The sequence below is a fragment of the Xanthomonas sp. 4461 genome, assembly GCF_024806475.1.
GTDB classification, from domain to species: domain Bacteria; phylum Pseudomonadota; class Gammaproteobacteria; order Xanthomonadales; family Xanthomonadaceae; genus Xanthomonas; species Xanthomonas arboricola_F.
Window position 1 is genome coordinate 385,424 of sequence record NZ_JANTYV010000001.1, and the last position, 16,895, is coordinate 402,318.

At 65.5% G+C, this 16,895-nt stretch carries 18 protein-coding genes and 1 tRNA gene; 1 reads left to right on the forward strand and 18 read right to left on the reverse strand.

The window, feature by feature from the left end; translation table 11 throughout:
• The 8 genes from nuoE to tpiA all read right to left on the reverse strand — a co-directional run bounded on the left by nuoE (position 1) and on the right by tpiA (position 5,021).
• Complete coding sequence (gene nuoE, locus FHY19_RS01530; protein ID WP_005991372.1) at positions 1–528, reverse strand: NADH-quinone oxidoreductase subunit NuoE; 528 nt, start codon at positions 526–528, stop codon at positions 1–3.
• A complete protein-coding gene (locus tag FHY19_RS01535) occupies positions 525–1,832 on the reverse strand; it encodes an NADH-quinone oxidoreductase subunit D (protein ID WP_039420572.1) in 1,308 nt (435 codons plus the stop codon). Before FHY19_RS01535 ends, nuoE begins: the two co-directional genes overlap by 4 nt.
• The gene (locus tag FHY19_RS01540) at positions 1,829–2,581 is read right to left on the reverse strand and encodes an NADH-quinone oxidoreductase subunit C (RefSeq protein WP_005991368.1); all 753 of its coding nucleotides are present in this window, start codon (positions 2,579–2,581) and stop codon (positions 1,829–1,831) included. The genes FHY19_RS01535 and FHY19_RS01540 overlap by 4 nt, the downstream gene beginning before the upstream one ends.
• Before the next feature lie 36 nt (positions 2,582–2,617).
• Positions 2,618–3,172: an NADH-quinone oxidoreductase subunit B gene (locus FHY19_RS01545; RefSeq protein ID WP_039420570.1), complete on the reverse strand. Its 555-nt coding sequence runs from the start codon at positions 3,170–3,172 to the stop codon at positions 2,618–2,620.
• On the reverse strand, positions 3,163–3,519 hold the full coding sequence (locus FHY19_RS01550; protein ID WP_005991364.1) for an NADH-quinone oxidoreductase subunit A: 357 nt from the start codon (positions 3,517–3,519) through the stop codon (positions 3,163–3,165). Before FHY19_RS01550 ends, FHY19_RS01545 begins: the two co-directional genes overlap by 10 nt.
• Positions 3,520–3,624: 105 nt before the next feature.
• Positions 3,625–3,709: transfer RNA gene (locus FHY19_RS01555), tRNA-Leu, on the reverse strand.
• 49 nt (positions 3,710–3,758) lie between these two features.
• Positions 3,759–4,232, reverse strand: a complete 474-nt coding sequence (secG, locus tag FHY19_RS01560) for a preprotein translocase subunit SecG (RefSeq protein ID WP_259151170.1) — start codon at positions 4,230–4,232, stop codon at positions 3,759–3,761.
• Positions 4,233–4,265: 33 nt separating this feature from the next.
• On the reverse strand, positions 4,266–5,021 hold the full coding sequence (tpiA, locus tag FHY19_RS01565) for a triose-phosphate isomerase (protein WP_259163824.1): 756 nt from the start codon (positions 5,019–5,021) through the stop codon (positions 4,266–4,268).
• A gap of 112 nt (positions 5,022–5,133) precedes the next feature.
• Here tpiA and FHY19_RS01570 point away from each other — a divergent pair, with 112 nt between their 5' ends.
• Positions 5,134–5,934 carry an SDR family oxidoreductase gene (locus FHY19_RS01570; RefSeq protein ID WP_259161024.1) on the forward strand — a complete coding sequence of 267 codons (801 nt, stop codon included), beginning with the start codon at positions 5,134–5,136 and terminating at the stop codon, positions 5,932–5,934.
• 74 nt (positions 5,935–6,008) lie between these two features.
• On the opposite strand, the gene FHY19_RS01575 is transcribed toward FHY19_RS01570, so the two are convergent.
• From FHY19_RS01575 to trpB, 10 genes are all read right to left on the reverse strand, one after another.
• A complete protein-coding gene (locus FHY19_RS01575; RefSeq protein ID WP_259161026.1) occupies positions 6,009–6,431 on the reverse strand; it encodes a group 1 truncated hemoglobin in 423 nt (140 codons plus the stop codon).
• Positions 6,431–7,249, reverse strand: a complete 819-nt coding sequence (locus tag FHY19_RS01580; protein ID WP_259163827.1) for a DUF3034 family protein — start codon at positions 7,247–7,249, stop codon at positions 6,431–6,433. Before FHY19_RS01580 ends, FHY19_RS01575 begins: the two co-directional genes overlap by 1 nt.
• A 50-nt stretch (positions 7,250–7,299) precedes the next feature.
• A complete protein-coding gene (locus tag FHY19_RS01585; RefSeq protein ID WP_259161029.1) occupies positions 7,300–9,666 on the reverse strand; it encodes an EAL domain-containing protein in 2,367 nt (788 codons plus the stop codon).
• Positions 9,663–10,346 (reverse strand): methylamine utilization protein, encoded by a 684-nt coding sequence (locus tag FHY19_RS01590; protein ID WP_259161030.1) that lies wholly within the window; start codon positions 10,344–10,346, stop codon positions 9,663–9,665. Before FHY19_RS01590 ends, FHY19_RS01585 begins: the two co-directional genes overlap by 4 nt.
• A gap of 253 nt (positions 10,347–10,599) precedes the next feature.
• Positions 10,600–11,538, reverse strand: coding sequence for a 2-oxoglutarate and iron-dependent oxygenase domain-containing protein (locus FHY19_RS01595; protein ID WP_259161035.1), 939 nt, complete (start codon positions 11,536–11,538; stop codon positions 10,600–10,602).
• 113 nt (positions 11,539–11,651) lie between these two features.
• Entirely contained in the window at positions 11,652–13,001 is a 1,350-nt protein-coding gene (gene glmM, locus FHY19_RS01600) for a phosphoglucosamine mutase (protein ID WP_259151184.1), read from the reverse strand.
• A gap of 97 nt (positions 13,002–13,098) precedes the next feature.
• Positions 13,099–13,983: an acetyl-CoA carboxylase, carboxyltransferase subunit beta gene (gene accD / locus FHY19_RS01605; protein ID WP_259161036.1), complete on the reverse strand. Its 885-nt coding sequence runs from the start codon at positions 13,981–13,983 to the stop codon at positions 13,099–13,101.
• A 347-nt stretch (positions 13,984–14,330) separates the two neighbouring features.
• Complete coding sequence (gene trpA / locus FHY19_RS01610; RefSeq protein WP_259161039.1) at positions 14,331–15,149, reverse strand: tryptophan synthase subunit alpha; 819 nt, start codon at positions 15,147–15,149, stop codon at positions 14,331–14,333.
• Positions 15,146–15,664, reverse strand: a complete 519-nt coding sequence (locus FHY19_RS01615; protein ID WP_326521100.1) for a hypothetical protein — start codon at positions 15,662–15,664, stop codon at positions 15,146–15,148. The genes trpA and FHY19_RS01615 overlap by 4 nt, the downstream gene beginning before the upstream one ends.
• Positions 15,661–16,878 (reverse strand): tryptophan synthase subunit beta, encoded by a 1,218-nt coding sequence (gene trpB / locus FHY19_RS01620; protein WP_259151196.1) that lies wholly within the window; start codon positions 16,876–16,878, stop codon positions 15,661–15,663. Before trpB ends, FHY19_RS01615 begins: the two co-directional genes overlap by 4 nt.
• Positions 16,879–16,895: the final 17 nt, after the last annotated feature.

Sequence of the window (16,895 nt, forward strand, 5' to 3'; positions counted from 1 at the left end):
TTATTCCAGCCCGTCCAGCAGCGCGTCGACCTTCTCTTTCGTCAGGTGCTCGTGGTAGTGGCCGTTGATGACCATCATCGGCGCTGCCGAGCAGGCCGCCAGGCACTCTTCTTCGCGCTTGAGGTAGACGCGGCCATCGGCCGTCGACTGCCCCAGCTTGCAACCCAGCTTCTTCTCCGCGTGCGCCAGCAGATCTTCGGCACCGTTGAGCCAGCAGCTGATATTGGTGCAGAACGCCACGTTATGGCGGCCGACCTTCTCGGTCTCGAACATCGAGTAGAAACTGGCGACCTCGTAGGCCCACACCGGCGGCAGCTCCAGATACTTGGCCACGCCGACGATCAGCTCATCGGTCAGCCAGCCCTGGTTCTGCTCCTGCGCAGCATGCAGGCCCTGCAGCACCGCCGAACGCTTGCGGTCGGGCGGAAACTTGGCCAGCCAATGATCGATGTGCGCGCGCGTCTTGTCGCTCAGCACCACCTGCGGATCGACGTCGCGCGCCGCTTCGAAATTACCCGTCGCCTTCATCGGTCAACCTCACCGAAAACCAAATCGTAAGTACCGATCATCGCCACGACGTCGGCCAGCAAATAACCACGCACCACCGCGTCCATCGACGACAGATGCGCAAAGCCCGGCGCGCGCAGATGCACGCGGAACGGCTTGTTGGCGCCATCGGACATCAGGTAGCAGCCGAACTCGCCCTTGGGCGCTTCGACCGCGCTGTAGGTTTCGCCGGCCGGTACGCAATAGCCTTCGCTGAACAGCTTGAAGTGATGGATCAGCGCTTCCATGTCGTCCTTCATGCCTTCGCGGCTTGGCGGAGCGACCTTGAAATTGGTGACCATGACCGGGCCGGGATTGGCCTTCAGCCACTTCACGCACTGCTTGATGATGCGGTTGGATTCGCGCATCTCGGCCACGCGGACCAGGTAGCGGTCGTAGCAGTCGCCGTTGGTGCCGACCGGGATATCGAACTCCACCGCGTCGTACTTGGCATACGGCTGCTTCTTGCGCAGATCCCATTCGATGCCCGAGCCACGCAGCATCGGGCCGGTCATGCCCCAGGCGCGCGCCAGATCCGGGCTGATGATGCCGACGTCGACGGTGCGCTGCTTCCAGATGCGGTTATCGGTCAGCAGCGTTTCGTACTCGTCCACGCGCGCCGGGAAGGTGTTGGTGAACTCCTCCAGGAAGTCCAGCAGCGTGCCCTCGCGACCGGCGTTGCGCTTCTTCAGCGCCCCACCCTTGTGCCAGCGGGATTCCTTGTACTGCGGCATGCGATCGGGCAGATCGCGATACACGCCACCGGGACGGTAGTAGGCCGCGTGCATGCGCGCGCCGCTGACCGCCTCGTAGACGTCCATCAATTCTTCGCGCTCGCGGAACGCGTACAGCATCACCGCCATCGCGCCCAGATCGAGTGCATTGGAACCCACCCACATCAGGTGGTTCTTGATGCGGGTGATCTCGTCGAACATGGTGCGGATGTACTGCGCACGCTCGGGCGCCTCGATGCCCATCAGGGACTCGATCGCGCGCACGTAAGCGTGCTCGTTGCACATCATCGACACGTAATCCAGACGGTCCATGTACGGAACCGACTGGTTGAACGGCTTGGACTCGGCCAGCTTCTCGGTGCCACGGTGCAGCAGGCCGATATGCGGATCGGCACGTACCACGGTCTCGCCGTCCATTTCCAGGATCAGGCGCAACACGCCGTGCGCCGCAGGGTGCTGCGGGCCGAAATTCATCGTGTAATTGCGGATTTCCTGCTTGCTTTCGACAGGATTGCTCGCGAAGGCATCGGTTGCCTGGCGGAACTCACTCACTTGGCAGTCTCCGACTTGCCCACTTCACCAGCGGCAGTCTCATAACGGGCATCGTCGCGAATCACGCGCGGCACACCGACGCGCGGTTCGACCGAGGTCACCGGCTCGTACACGACACGCTTGCGCTCTTCGTCGTAACGCACTTCGACGTTGCCGATCAGCGGGAAATCCTTGCGGAACGGGTGGCCGACGAATCCGTAGTCGGTCAGGATGCGGCGCAGGTCCGGATGGCCGTCGAACACGATGCCGAACAGGTCGAATGCTTCGCGCTCGAACCAGTTCACGCCCGGCCAGATATCGGTCACCGACGCCACCACCGGCACCTGCTCGTCCGGTGCATAGCAACGCACCCGCAGACGCTGGTTGTGCTGATAGGAAATCAGCTGGGCGACCACCGCAAAGCGCTGCTTGGGCATGTGCTGCGGATGGGCGCCGGTGGAGCTTTCCTGGCTGGGAAACTCTCCCCAACCGAAGCGACCGACGGCCTTGCCTTCGACGCCGCGACTGAAGCCCTGCGACGACACGTCGGCGGTATCCCACTCGTCGCTGCCATAGCCCAGGTAGTCGACGCCGCACAGATCGCTGAGCTGCTCGAAACCGAGCTCGTCGCGCAGCGCCAGACAGGTGGCGTGCCAATCTGCCGCAGCGACTTCCAGCGTCACTTCGCCGCGCGGCAAGGCCACGGCGATCTGCGCACCGGCGAAACGTGCCGCAAGTCGGTCAGTGAAGGAAGATGCTTGCTCTGCCATGGGGGCTTGGCTGCTCTCGTTAGGAGAAGACGGGTGTCAGCGCGCGATCGTCTGGGTACGCCAGATCTTCTTCTGCAGCTGCAAGATGCCGTAGACCAGGGCCTCGGCGGTCGGCGGGCAGCCCGGGACATAGATGTCCACCGGCACGATGCGGTCGCAACCGCGCACCACCGAATACGAATAATGGTAATAGCCGCCGCCGTTGGCGCAGCTGCCCATCGAGATGACCCACTTCGGGTCCGGCATCTGGTCGTAGACCTTGCGCAGCGCCGGGGCCATCTTGTTGACCAGGGTGCCGGCCACGATCATCACGTCGGACTGGCGCGGCGACGGGCGGAACACCACGCCGTAACGGTCCAGGTCCAGGCGCGACGCGCCCGCATGCATCATTTCGACCGCGCAGCAGGCCAGACCGAAGGTCATCGGCCACATCGAGCCGGTACGCGCCCAGTTCAGCAGCGCGTCGACGCTGGTGGTCACATAGCCCTTTTCGAGCAGCGGGTTTTCGCCGTCCGGGCGCAGGATGTCTTCCACCCGGCCTTCCGGCATCGGGTTGGTCATCAGACGATCCAGGGTCTGAATCACTCCCATTCCAGCGCTCCCTTCTTCCACACGTAGATAAAGCCGAGGAACAACATGCCGACGAACAGGCCCATGGTGACCAGCGAACGTGCGCCGATCTCCATGAACACCTGCGTCCACGGCACGATGAAGATGATTTCCAGGTCGAACACGATGAACTGGATCGCGATGAGGTAGTAGCGCACATCGAACTTCATGCGCGCGTCTTCGAAGGCCTCGAAGCCACACTCGTACGGAGAAAGCTTGCGCGCGTCCGGGCTGCGCGGAGCGAGGAACCGACCAATCAACATCAGCACGATGCCGATGCCGGTGGCGACGATCAGAAACAGCAGACTCGGCAAATATTCGGCCAGCACAGCGATTCTCTCTTGCCTCTGCCCGCACGCGCCGCGTGCCGGCATGGGGTATAGGCAGACCCTGCGCGCGACACGTCGCGATGCGCAGGAACTGCAGCCAAACAATGGTGCCCAAGAGGGGACTCGAACCCCTACGACCTAAGTCGCTACCACCTCAAGGTAGTGCGTCTACCAATTCCGCCACCTGGGCATACGTTGCGCCGCTGGGCATCCCAGTGCGCAGCGTATTGTAACCGGCTTCAGCGTTTTTGTGCTGGTTCTGAAGCGTTTTCTTCGCTGGCGGCGGGCGCCGACGGCGCAGGCGCGGACTGCGCCGGTGCAGCAGCCGGCGCAACTGCAGGAGCAGGCTGCGACGGAGCGGTCGGTACCGCACCAGCGGCAGGCGCCTGCGGCAACGGCTTGGTCAACTCACCGGCTGCAGCCGGGGCCGGAGTGGCGGACTGCGACATCACACCCAGGTTCTGGTCGGTCGGACGGGCACCGTGGGTGGCGTACCAGGCCATGAACAGGCTGATGCTGAAGAACACCACGGCCAGCCACTTGGTCGACTTGGACAGGAAGTTCGACGCACCCTGCGAACCGAACACCGTGCCCGACGCGCCCGCACCGAAGCCGGAACCGGCCGCCGCACCCGCGCCACGCTGCATCAGGATCAGCGCAATCATCGCCAGCGCGACCAGCACGTAGACCACATTGAGGATCAACATCAGCATTTCGAAATCCGTCCCCGGACAAAACTTAATGGGTTAACAAGCGGCCGCCGCACGCGCAATGGCCAGGAAATCTTCGGCCACCAAGGAGGCGCCTCCGACAAGCCCGCCGTCGACATCGGGCTGTGCGAACAGCTCGCTGGCGTTGTCGGGCTTGACACTGCCTCCGTACAGGATGGGCAGAGAGTCGGCGATTCTAGCATCCGCCTTCGCGACTTCGCCACGCAGGAAGGCGTGCACGGCCTGGGCCTGGGCCGGACTGGCGGTCCGCCCGGTGCCGATCGCCCAGATCGGCTCGTAAGCGAGCACGGCCCGTTCGAAGCCTTCGCTACCGACCAGGGCAATCACCGGCTCGAGCTGGGCACGTAGGATTGCCTCAGTCTGACCGGCTTCACGCTGCTCCAGCGATTCGCCCACGCAGAGCACCGGGATCAACCCGGCATGGATGGCGGCGGCAAACTTGCGCGCCACCAGCTCGCTGCTTTCCTGGTGGTACTGACGACGCTCGGAGTGGCCGACCAGGCCGTATTCGGCGCCGACATCCACCAACATCGTTGCCGAGACCTCGCCGGTGTAGGCGCCCTTCTCGTTGCTACTGACGTCCTGGGCTCCAAAGGACAGGTGATGGGCCTCGAAATCCTCGATCAGGTCGCCGAGGTAAGGCAGTGGCGGCAGGATGACGACATCGACACCCTCCAGGGGCATGTGCGCGGCGATCCGGTCCACCAGTTCGGTGGCGAAGGCGCGGCTGCCATGCAGCTTCCAGTTTCCGGCAACGATCTTTCGACGCATCAGGCGCAGGTTCCTGAGTTGAAGACAGGCGACAGAATAGCCCATGCCCTGTCGGCAACCGGCACACTTCTGTCTGCCGCATGTCCCATCCCTCCCCCACCAGGAACCTGCCATGTCCGTTTCGCCTGTCTTCGCGCTGGTCACCGGCGCTTCCAGCGGCATCGGCCGCGAGATTGCGCGGGCGTACGCCAGGCGGGGGGTGCCGTTGATCCTGACCGCGCGCCGGGTAGATCGACTGCAGGCGCTGGCCGCCGAACTGGGCGCGCAGGTGCGGGTGGAAGTGCTGCCGGCCGACCTGGCCGAGCCTGCGGCGGTCCAGGCGCTGGTGACGCAGATCCAGCGCAACGGCTGGACGGTGGGCACGCTGGTCAACAACGCTGGCTACGGCGTGCCGGGGCGCTATCTGCACAACGACTGGGCCACGCATGCACGCTTCCTGCAGGTGATGATCGGCGCGGTATGCGAGCTGACCTGGCGCTTGCTGCCGATGATCCGTGCCAGCGGCCAGGGCCGCATTCTCAACGTCGCCTCGTTTGCCGCACTCACGCCAAGTGCCGACGGCCAGACACTGTATGCGGCGAGCAAGAGCTTCATGCTGCGCTTCAGCGAGTCGCTGGCGCTGGAAAACGCCGACTGCGCGGTCAAGGTGTGCGCGCTGTGTCCTGGCTTTGCGTGGTCGGAATTCCACGATGTCACCGGTACCCGCGCGGCGATGTCCACCCTGCCCGGCTGGGCCTGGCTACAGGCCGATGCGGTTGCCGAGTACGGCATTGCCGCATTGGAGCGCGGCCAGGTGCTGGCGGTGCCGGGCTGGCGCTATCGACTGGTCAATGCCGGCCTGCGCCTGCTTCCGCATTCGGTTGCGCTGCGACTGATGGCGCGCGGCTCGCATCGGGTGAGACCGCTGGGCTGAAACGCTGCCGGTTGGCCGTTGCCTCGCGACGCGCATCCTAAACGGTCGCTGTCGATGGCATGCAGCTGTACGACTCAGTGATTGACGATCTCGCCGTGCATGGCGGCCAGCCGCGCCAACAGACGGTTCTGGGTACGGCGCGGGATCTTTTGCTGGTCCATTGCCCAGTTGAGATCTTCGACCAGGGCGTTGAAGTCGCCCTCGCGGATGGCCAGATGCGCATGCGCCTGCTGCATCGATTTGGCCGTGTCCGGGCACGGGCCGTCGGCGACGTGGCAGAACTTCTGCACCAGGCGTGCGTTGAGCATGACGATGTTGACCCGTGCGAACCTGTCGACGATGCGTTGATCGTCGGCGATACGCGACAACATGGTTTCCACCAGCGCCTCGATGCCGGCCTGCCCACCGAGTTCGTCATAGAGCGTCCGCGGCTGCGTGGTGGCGCAGGCACTCAAGCTCAGCGCGCACAGCAGGGACCAACGCAGCCATCGATTCATCAGAACGCTACCTGCAAGGAAAGATACGGGCCGCGCTGGTCGGTCAGCGTGGCGATATCGCCAAGATCGGCCCAGGCGGCGGTCAGCGATACGTGCTTGTTGGGGAACCAGGCGACAAAACCGTCGGCCCAGGCCTGTTCGCGCGCAAAGCCCAGATTGTCCGGCTTGTCGCGATATTCCACACCGACCGCCCACGATGGCGACAGCACGACCGCAGCGCTGGCCTCGGCGACCAGCCGGTAGCTGTTGCGACGGTCGCCGCCAAAGCCGAGCAAGCCGGTCTGATTGGCGCGGGTCGCGCGCAAGGTGCCGTTGAGCAGCAATTGATAGCCACCGGCGCCTTGCAGCAACAGTCTGCTGGCGCTGACAAAGACATCTGTGCCGTGGTCGTCGCGCGCACCGATCGCCAGCGGCAGCGTGCCATCGCGCAACCGTTTGTACTGCACGCCGACGCTGACTTGCGGGGCGCGCCCATAGACCAGATCGCCAGATACGCGCAGCTTAGCGCCGAAGACATCCTGGCCGAGCGCGTTCCATGGCAACGCAAGGCGATCCTGCAAGGTACCCAGGTCCAGGCGCTGACGCGCGAGCGACAGTTCCAGCCGGTTGCCGACCGTCAGCGCGGCGCCTTGCACGTCGAGCCGGTAATCGCCGCTGTCCACATGCGTGGCGAACAGCACGGTGCCGAGTTCGTCGCGCGTGCCATACCCGGACAACGTGGCCCACGGCACGATACCGCCACCGCTGCTGCCTTCGATCATCGACACGCCGCCGGTAGCGAGCAGTCGGCCGTCGCCGGCAACCGCAAGCGCTGGCATCAGTACGAAACTGCACACCGCAAAAGCCAGAGGAGCACGCAGACGATGCTTCATCCTTGCGCTCCTGTCTGCGCGGGCGAGGTCATTCCGAGCTGACGCATGCACCACGCAACGAAGGGGGCCTGCTCCAGCGGCGGTGCGTAGAGATAGCCCTGCACCATGTCGCAGCCGTAGCCGCGCAACAGATCGAGCGCGGTGTCGTTTTCGACGCCCTCGGCGATCACGCTCAGGCCCAGGTTGTGACCCAGATCGATGGTGCTGCGCACGATGAAGGCATCGTCGGTGCCTTCGGCCAGCTGCATGACGAAGCTCTTGTCGATCTTCAATTCGTTCACCGGCATGCGCTTGAGTTGGGCCAACGAGGAATAGCCGGTACCGAAGTCGTCGATGGACAGGCGCACGCCGACGTTACGCAGTTGATGCAGCATGTGCAGCGCGGATTCGACATCGCGCATCAACGCGCTTTCGGTCAATTCCAGCGTGACCGACTGCGCAGGTACCGCATGCAGTTCCAACCGTGCCCGCACGTAATCGGGCAGCCCCGGATCGGCAAGATCCAGCGCCGACAGGTTGATCGCCATGCCCAGCTCCAGCCCTTGTGTGCGCCAGCGCGCCTGGCAGCGCAGCGCCTCGTCCAGCACGAAACGGGTCAATGGATGGATGACGCCGGAATGCTCGGCCAGCGGAATGAATTCGTCCGGACCGATCGGGCCCAGCGTCGGGTGATGCCAACGCACCAGCACTTCGACCTGTTCGACGCGATCGCTGCGCAGGCAGATCTTGGGCTGGAAGCGCAGGGTCAATTCGTTGCCGCCGATGGCCTGACGCAGATCGCCGGTGAGACGCAGCCGCCGCAGATGCTGTTCGTCCTGGCCCATGCGGTAGACGCTGGCGCCGATGGTGGCGACATCGTCCATCTGCCGGCGCGCGATGTCGGCACGGCGCAACAAGGTGTCCGGGTCGGCACCATGCTCGGGAATCAGGGCGATCCCGATACTGGCTTCGAGCTGGATGCGTGCCTGCGGCAGCACCAATGGACGGCGCAGTTGCAGCAGCAGGCGTTGTGCGTCCTGCTGCACGGTGGTCGCATCGGCGTGCGCCACGATCACCATGAACTCATCGCTGCCCAGCCGCCCGACCAGGTTCGGCTCCTGCACCACCTCGGCGAGTCTGCGACCGGCCTCGACCAGCACCTGGTCGGCGAAATCATGACCGAGGCTGTCGTTGAGTTCCTTGAAGCGGTCCAGATCCAGGATCAGTACCGCCGCAGCCCCGCCGGAGGCGACTGTCTGCTCGGTCACTTCCTTCAGTCGCTCCAGCAACCAGACCCGATTGGGCAGCCCGGTCAATGCGTCGTGCCGCGCCTGATGCAGGATGTGCTGCTCGCGGCTGGCGATCTGATGCTGCATGCGTCCGAAGCTGTCGGCCAGCTCGGCGAGCTCGCGACCGGGCGGGACGTCCACCGCCGTCTGATAATCGCCGCGCTGGATGCGGCGCGCCGCCTGCACCAGTTGCGCGACCGGCCTGCTGACGCCGCGTGCCAGAAAGATCGCCACCGCCAGCGCAGCAGCAGTGGCCAGACCGGCCAGCAGCAGGATGCGCAATTTGAGAATGCGATACGGTGCCACTGCGCGATCCAGCGATGCCTGCAACGCAACCCGCACATGACTGTCGCCCTGGATCGCCTGCAGTTTGACCAGGTAGCGCGACTGCCCGAGGTTGAGCGGAATCGCCGCCCCCGGCGTGTGCTCGGCAGCCGGCAACTGCTGCGCGAACTCGCCACGCAGTGCCGGCTCCAGGGTGGATGCCAGCACGCGCACCGGCGGCCCATCGGCAAAAAACGTGGCATCCAATCCCGTCGTGCTGCGGAAATCCTGTGCCAGGCCGTCGCCGGATTCGTTACCGATCGCGATCCAGCCAACGCGGCTGGGCGCCAGCACCTGCACCACGGCTAGGCGCACGATGTGTTGATCCAGGGCAACCACGCCGACCGCGCGCCCATCGCGCTGCGCCTGTTGCAACAACGCCTGCACCGCACGCAGTTGTTCGGCTTGCGGAAGGTCGGCCAGTCCGGTCAGGAATTGGCCATCTGGCGAGAGCAGCAAGGCGGTCTGCGCAGACATGCGCGCGGCATGGTTGCGCAGCGCCGATTGCATGGTGGGCACATCGCCGCTGGCCACTGCGGCACGAAAACCGAAGTCGTCTGCCAGCACCGATGCCGACTGCAGCAGTTGCTCATCGCGGCGCAGATTGATGCGCTGCCAGACGCGCTCGCCGATCTGCAGTTCTTCGCCCAGTTGCGCCTTGACGCTGCGCTCGGTCGCCAGCTGCACGGCGATGAAGGTCAACGCCTGCGTGGCCAGCACGACCAGCACCAGCAAGGCCGCGATGCGCGTATGCAGGCGCATCGCCCTCATGGGTGCGGCTTCTTGGGATCGGCGCGGCGGAACTTGTCCTGCAGCGCGCGCACGCGCTCGTCCGGCGACGCGACGACCGGGGCGGCGCCGGTGGTCTGCAAGGTGAGCTTGCGTTGCACGGCATCGCGCGCAATCACCAGCGGCTCGCCCACTGCAGCGCCCTTGATGCGTGGATGCCAGACGCGCAGCGTGTACGTTCCTGCCGGGGCATCGAGCTGCACGCGACCATCGCTGCCGGTCTTGCCGAAGTACGGCGTTTCCAGCACCACGATATAGCCCAGCATCCAGTCGTGGATATTGCAGCCCACCGTGACCAGACCGGCCTGATCGAACCGCACCGGCGCGGCGGTGGTGCCCTGAAACAGCGGCAATTCAAAGCGTTTGGCAGGCGAGAACGAATACACCTGATGGCGGATCTGATCGTTGTTCGGGAACCGCACCGAGGTCCCGGTGCGCACCACCAGGACCGCCGGCACGAACTGCGAGTTGACCTGATCCATCTCCAGCATCTTGCCCGCGCTGGCTGCGGCGGGGTGCGGCAGTTCCAGACTGACTACCGCATCGACCAGGACGCCGTTGGCATCGGTCACGGTGACGCTGACCGGCGTCGCTGCGGCAGGTGCCACTGCGCCACCCAGCGCCAGCAACGACACCGCACCTAGTTGTTGTAACCACCGCATCCGCATGCGCGCCCCCTACGTCGTGCAATCGGTAGCGGGCGCCAGGTGATCCGACGTCACGCTAGCGATCAGCCTGTGTTATCGGCGCCGGTGAACGCAAGCTTTAACCAGACACGAGAGGAATTTTATGAACAGAACTGTGGGCTCTGTCATGGCGCATGTTGCGGACGCGGCCATGCGCGGCATGGGCAACATGCGCGCATGGCGCGTTGGGCGATGAGTAACCCGATCGCCAACGCTTACGACATCGGAGTTACTTGAGCTTGATCTCGCGCAGGCGCTCTTCCAGGAACCCATGCGCAGTGATCGGCTCGGGATAGCGACTGGGGTTATCGGCGCTGACGCAGGAGGGCAGCACGTCGATCAGGAAATCCGGATTCGGATGCAGGAAGAACGGCACCGAATAGCGCGGCTTGCGCGCCGCTTCACCCGGCGGATTGACCACGCGATGGATCGTGGACGGATACACGTGGTTGGTCAGCCGCTGCAGCATGTCGCCGATATTGACCACGATGGTGTCGGCGTCGGCGGTGAACGGCACCCACTCGCCGTCGTTGGAACGCACTTCCAGACCGGCAGCGCTGGCACCGACCAGCAAGGTGATGAAGTTGATGTCGCCATGCGCACCAGCGCGCACATTGGGAATGTCGTCGCTGGTGATCGGCGGGTAGTGAATCGGGCGCAGGATCGAATTGCCGTTATTGGTCTTGTCGACGAAATAGTCCTGCGGCAGGCCGATGTGCAGCGCCAACGCCGAGAGCACGCGCGAGCCCAGCTGGTCGAGCTGCTGATACAACTGGTAGCCGCGCTCGCGGAATCCGGGCACTTCTTCCGGCCACAGGTTCGGCGCCATCACGTCGCGGTACGGCGAATCGTCCGGAATCTCGCGACCGATGTGCCAGAACTCCTTCAGATCGAAGTGCTTGGAGTCCTTGGCGGTTTCCACGCCAAAGGCGGTGTAGCCCCGTGCGCCGCCGCTGCCCGGCACGTGATAGCGGCGCTTGGCCTCATCGGGCAACGCAAAAAATGCCTTGAACACGTCGTAGGCCGCATCGATGTCGGTCTGTGCGATGCCGTGATTGCGGATGCCGGCAAAGCCCCATTGGCGATAGGCCGCACCGAGCTCGGCGACGAAGGCGTCGCGATCGGTATCGAAACGGGTGATGTCCAGGGTCGGGATGCGGGCGCTCATACGAATGTCTTGGTCGAAGTGAGGGAAGGCCTGCCGATCAGATCAGCAGGCGATACAACAGATAGAACGTCGCGGCCTTGGCAAAGACCACGCAGACGCCAATGATCAGCGACTCACGCCGCGTCACGCACCGCTCCGGACAGCCGGTCGAGCGTGTCCTGCATCAGCCCGGCGTCGTCGGCCTCCACGGTCACGCGTACCACCGGCTCGGTGCCGGACGGACGCAGGAACGCACGCCCACGCCCCTGCACGGCGGCTTGCGCCTGCTGCAGCGCCTGCTGAACGCCGGGCGCTTCGACGACGGCCTTGGCCGCGCCGCCATCCAGACGCACATTCACGGTCTTCTGCGGCACCTTGGTCAGGCCGCTCAGCGCGTGGCGAAGGCTGTGCCCATCGCGCCCCAGCGCTTCGAGCACCTGCAGCGCGCTGACGATGCCGTCGCCAGTGCTGGCGCGGTCCAGGCACAGCAGATGGCCTGACGTTTCACCACCCAGCGTACCGCCACCTTCGACCAGCGCCTGATGCACGTAGCGGTCGCCCACCTTGGCCCGCTGGAACGGAATCCGCAGCGCGGCCAGTGCCGGCTCCAGGCCGTAATTGGTCATCAAGGTGCCGACCACGGTGCCGGTGAGCCGGCCGCTGGCTTGCCACGAGCGCGCCAGGAGATACAGCAAATCGTCGCCATCGACCGGGTTGCCCTGGTCGTCGGCCATCAGCACGCGGTCGCCGTCGCCATCGAAGGCGATGCCCAGATGCGCACCACTCTCACGCACCTTGGCGGCGAGATTGTCGATATGGGTAGAGCCGACACCGTCGTTGATGTTGAGCCCATCCGGGGCAGCGCCGATCACCACCACCTCGGCGCCCAGCTCGCGGAACAGCATCGGCGCGATGTGATACGTGGCGCCGTGCGCGCAATCGAGCACCATTTTCAGGCCGTGCAGGGTGAAGCCGCGCGCCACGCTGGCCTTGCAGAATTCGATGTAACGGCCGATCGCATCGCGGGTGCGGATCGCCTTGCCCAGGCGCTCGGATTCCACGGTGTGGAACGGCTCGTCCAGCGCGGCTTCGATCGCCGCTTCGGTGGCGTCGTCGAGCTTTTCGCCTTCGGCGGAGAAGAACTTGATGCCGTTGTCGTAGTGCGGGTTGTGCGAGGCGCTGATGACCACGCCGGCATCGGCGCGCAAGGTGCTGGTCAGGAACGCGATGGCCGGGGTCGGCATCGGGCCGATCATCTGCACATCGGCGCCCGCAGCGACCAGGCCGGCCTCCAGGGCGGCTTCGAACATGTAACCGGAAATGCGGGTGTCCTTGCCGATCAACACCAGCGGACGCTTGCTGCGACCCTGGGTGAGCACGCGGCCGAGCGCATTGCCCAGCCGCAGCACGAAGTCGGCAGAAATCACGCCCTGCCCCACCCGGCCGCGGATGCCGTCGGTGCCGAAATATTTGCGAGCGCTCACAGCGCAGGCACCGTGCAACGCGCGTCGCAACCGCGCGACTGCGCGCCGCTGGCGCACGTCCGGGCGCAGATCCGCAGTGCTGCGGTCATGACACCGCTCACGCCACCGCCTCTTGCGGACGTGCCTGACGCATCATCATCGCGGTCAGCTCGGCAATGCGGTCGCGCATTTCGCGACGGTCGCAGATCTGGTCGATGGCGCCGTGATCGAGCAGGAATTCCGAACGCTGAAAGCCTTCCGGCAAGGTTTCGCGCACGGTCTGCTCGATCACGCGCGGGCCGGCGAAGCCGATCAAGGCATGCGGCTCGGCGATGTTGATGTCGCCCAGCATGGCAAACGATGCAGACACGCCACCGGTCGTAGGATGGGTCAGCACCGAGATGTACGGCAGGCCGGCTTCGCGCAGGCGACCGAGCGCTGCGGAGGTCTTGGCCATCTGCATCAGCGAGAACAGGCCTTCCTGCATGCGCGCGCCGCCGCTGGCGGAAAAGCACACGAACGGGCAGCCCACTTCCAGCGCCACCTCGGCCGCACGCGCAAAGCGCTCGCCGACCACCGAGCCCATCGAACCGCCCATGAAAGCGAAATCGAAGGCGGCAGCGACCAGCGGATTGCCCTTGAGCGTGCCGCGCATGGCGATCAGCGCGTCGTATTCGCCGCTGGCCTTCTGACTGGCCTTGATGCGTTCGCCGTAGCGCTTCTGGTCCTTGAACTTGAGCACATCGACCGGGCCCAGCTGCGCGGCGATCTCGGTGGTCGCGGTTTCCGGGTCGAACAGCGAGTTCAGGCGCGCGCGCGCGCGAATGGCCATGTGGTGGTCACACTTCGGACACACCTCCAGGTTCTCCTCGAGCTCCGGGCCGTACAGCGCGCTGCCGCAGTTGCTGCACTTTTCCCACAGACCCTCGGGAACGCTGCGCTTCTTGGCCGGGGTGTTCTCGGTGCGGATGCCGGAGGGCATCAATTTGCTGAGCCAACTCATGCGTGTATGACAATCCATGCAGGGCGGCGATGCGGGCCGCAGAGGGGCGACAGTCTAACGCGCCGCGGGAATGCCAAGGTAGCGGGCGTCATGAATGCACGCTCTGAGTCTGTGCCCGATCCCGGCGGGTTTGGGGGCAGGATGTCCTGTGGAATGCCAGATGCGGGGGTGATTGCCGGCTGCTTCAGCGCTTTTGATGATGCAGCGCAGTCTGATGGTTGCGCGTGGCTGCACCTCTACCCCTCCCCCGCCCGCGCCGCGCCCAGGCCCGCGCTTGCGGCGCGGGCGCTCCAGGGCACGCGCGCCAGCGGTACCTTCTCGCCCCGCCGGGAGGGGGCTTTGTGTTCTTACGCCTGGTCCAGCGCCTGTCGCAGCGGAGCCAGGAAGGTTTCGGCGCGTTCGCGGGCGCTGCGTACATCCTCGGCGTCGGCCAGGGCCGCGACCAGGGCGCTGCCAACAACGACACCATCGGCATCGACCGCCATTGCGGCAGCACTGGCAGCGTCCTTGATGCCGAATCCTGCCACCACCGGTGCGCCGGCGCGTTGACGCAGCTGGCGCAGGCGGTCGCTGGCGGCATGGGTATCGAGCAGGTTCGAAGCGCCGGTCACGCCGGCAAAGCTGACGTAGTACAGGTAGCCCTGCGCGGTGCTGCACAGCATGTCCAGCCGCTGCTCGCTGGTGGTCGGCGAGGCCAGCGCGATCAGCGCCAGCCCGACCTCGGTAAAGATCTCGCGGGTCTCGTCGGCCTCTTCCGGCGGCAGGTCCACCAGCAGCATGCCGTCCACGCCGGCGGCAACGGCGGCTTCGGCAAAGCGCCGCGTGCCGTGGATTTCGATCGGGTTGAGGTAGCCCATCAGCACCACCGGGGTAGCGCCGTCTTCGCGGCGGAATTCGTGCACCGCTTCCAGCACGTAGGCCAGGCCGGCGCCGCGGCCCAGCGCGCGCTCGGAGCTGCGCTGGATGGTGGGACCGTCGGCCATCGGGTCGGAGAACGGCACGCCGAGTTCGATGACGTCCGCTCCGGCGCGCACCAGCGCATGCATCACCGGCACGGTGGCTTCCAGCGATGGATCGCCGGCGGTAATGAAGGGGATAAGCGCCTTGCGGCCGGCCTGACGCAGGACGTCGAAACGCGTAGCGATACGGTCTGGCGCGCTGCTCATGCGCAACCCTCCACCAACTGGACGGCATCCCAGCTTCCCCAGTACATCGATGTCACAGTGCCTTCTCCGGTTTCGTAGCGAACGGCGAACTCGCCTTGCGGGTCGCGCCAAGTCAGATAAAGATCGTTGCCGCCGTCGCGGCCGTACTTATGCGGCTGGACGCTGTAGCCCGACGGCAGGCGCGCCCGCGCGGCAGCTTCGCTGTCGCCTACCTGGATGCCGAACGGGCCCACCGCGCCTCGGTCGCTGACATCGAACCGGACGATGCGATCGTCTTCGACCATCATCGACACCGCATCGGGTAGCAGCCCCGCTTCCACATAGCCGCACGGCCCCAACGGCCCCACATTCAGAGGTACCCAGCGCGCGCGTGCCTGCAACTCACTGAAGCGCTGGCCGACCCGCACGGCGCCGCTGCGATCCAGCTCGGGCGCAGGCGTCGCGGCCAGGGCGAGCGCAGACATGCACAGCAGTGCCGCACCGCCGCCCAGCGTGCGCAGCTGCGCCGCGATCACAGCACCATGCCTTCGCGTGCGGCGATGGTATGCACGTCCTTGTCGCCACGCCCGGACAGGTTGCACAGGATCAGCGCATCCCTGGGCAGCTCGCGCGCCAGCTTGATCGACTGCGCCACCGCGTGGCTGGATTCCAGCGCCGCGAGAATGCCCTCGGTGTGCGCAAGCAGATGGAACGCCGCCATTGCCTCGTCATCGGTGATGCCCTGATACACGGCGCGACCGCTGTCGGACAGGAACGCGTGCTCGGGCCCGACGCCGGGGTAGTCCAGGCCGGCGGAGATCGAATGGGTTTCGGTGATCTGGCCGTCGTCGTCGCAGATCACATAGGTGCGGTTGCCGTGCAGCACGCCGGGGCGGCCGGCGGCGATGGATGCGGCATGCCTGCCGGTCGCGATGCCGTCGCCGGCGGCTTCGGCGCCGTAGATCCTAACGCCGGGGTCGTTGAGGAAGGCGTGGAACAGGCCGATGGCATTGCTGCCGCCCCCGACACAGGCGCTGATCGCATCCGGCAGCCGGCCATAGTCCTGCAGCATCTGCTCGCGCGCCTCGCGGCCCACGATCGCGTTGAAGTCGCGCACCATGCGCGGGTACGGGTCCGGGCCGGCCACCGTGCCGATGATGTAGAAGGTGTCGCGCACATTGGTGACCCAGTCGCGCATCGCTTCGTTGAGCGCATCCTTGAGCGTGGCCGAGCCGGACGTCACCGGAACCACTTTCGCGCCCAGCAGCTGCATCCGGTAGACGTTGATCTTCTGCCGTTCGATATCGGTGGCGCCCATGTAGACCACGCATTCCAGGCCCAGCCGCGCCGCCACCGTGGCACTGGCCACGCCATGCTGGCCGGCACCGGTCTCGGCAATGATGCGGGTCTTGCCCATGCGGCTGGCCAGCAGGGCCTGGCCGATGGTGTTGTTGATCTTGTGCGCGCCGGTGTGATTCAGGTCTTCGCGCTTGAGCAGGATCTGCGCGCCGCCCACTTCGCGGCTGAGCCGCTCGGCGTGATAGATCGGGCTGGGCCGGCCGACGTAATGCTTGAGGTCCTTGTCGTATTCGGCGATGAACGACGGGTCCTGACGCGCCTGATCGTAGGCGGCAGACAGTTCCTGCAGCGGGCCGATCAAGGTTTCGGCGACAAACCGGCCACCGAACTTGCCGAAGTGGCCGGCAGCATCCGGATAGGCATAAAAGTCACTGATGGGCTGGGCCGACATGGAGATCCTCTGCAGCG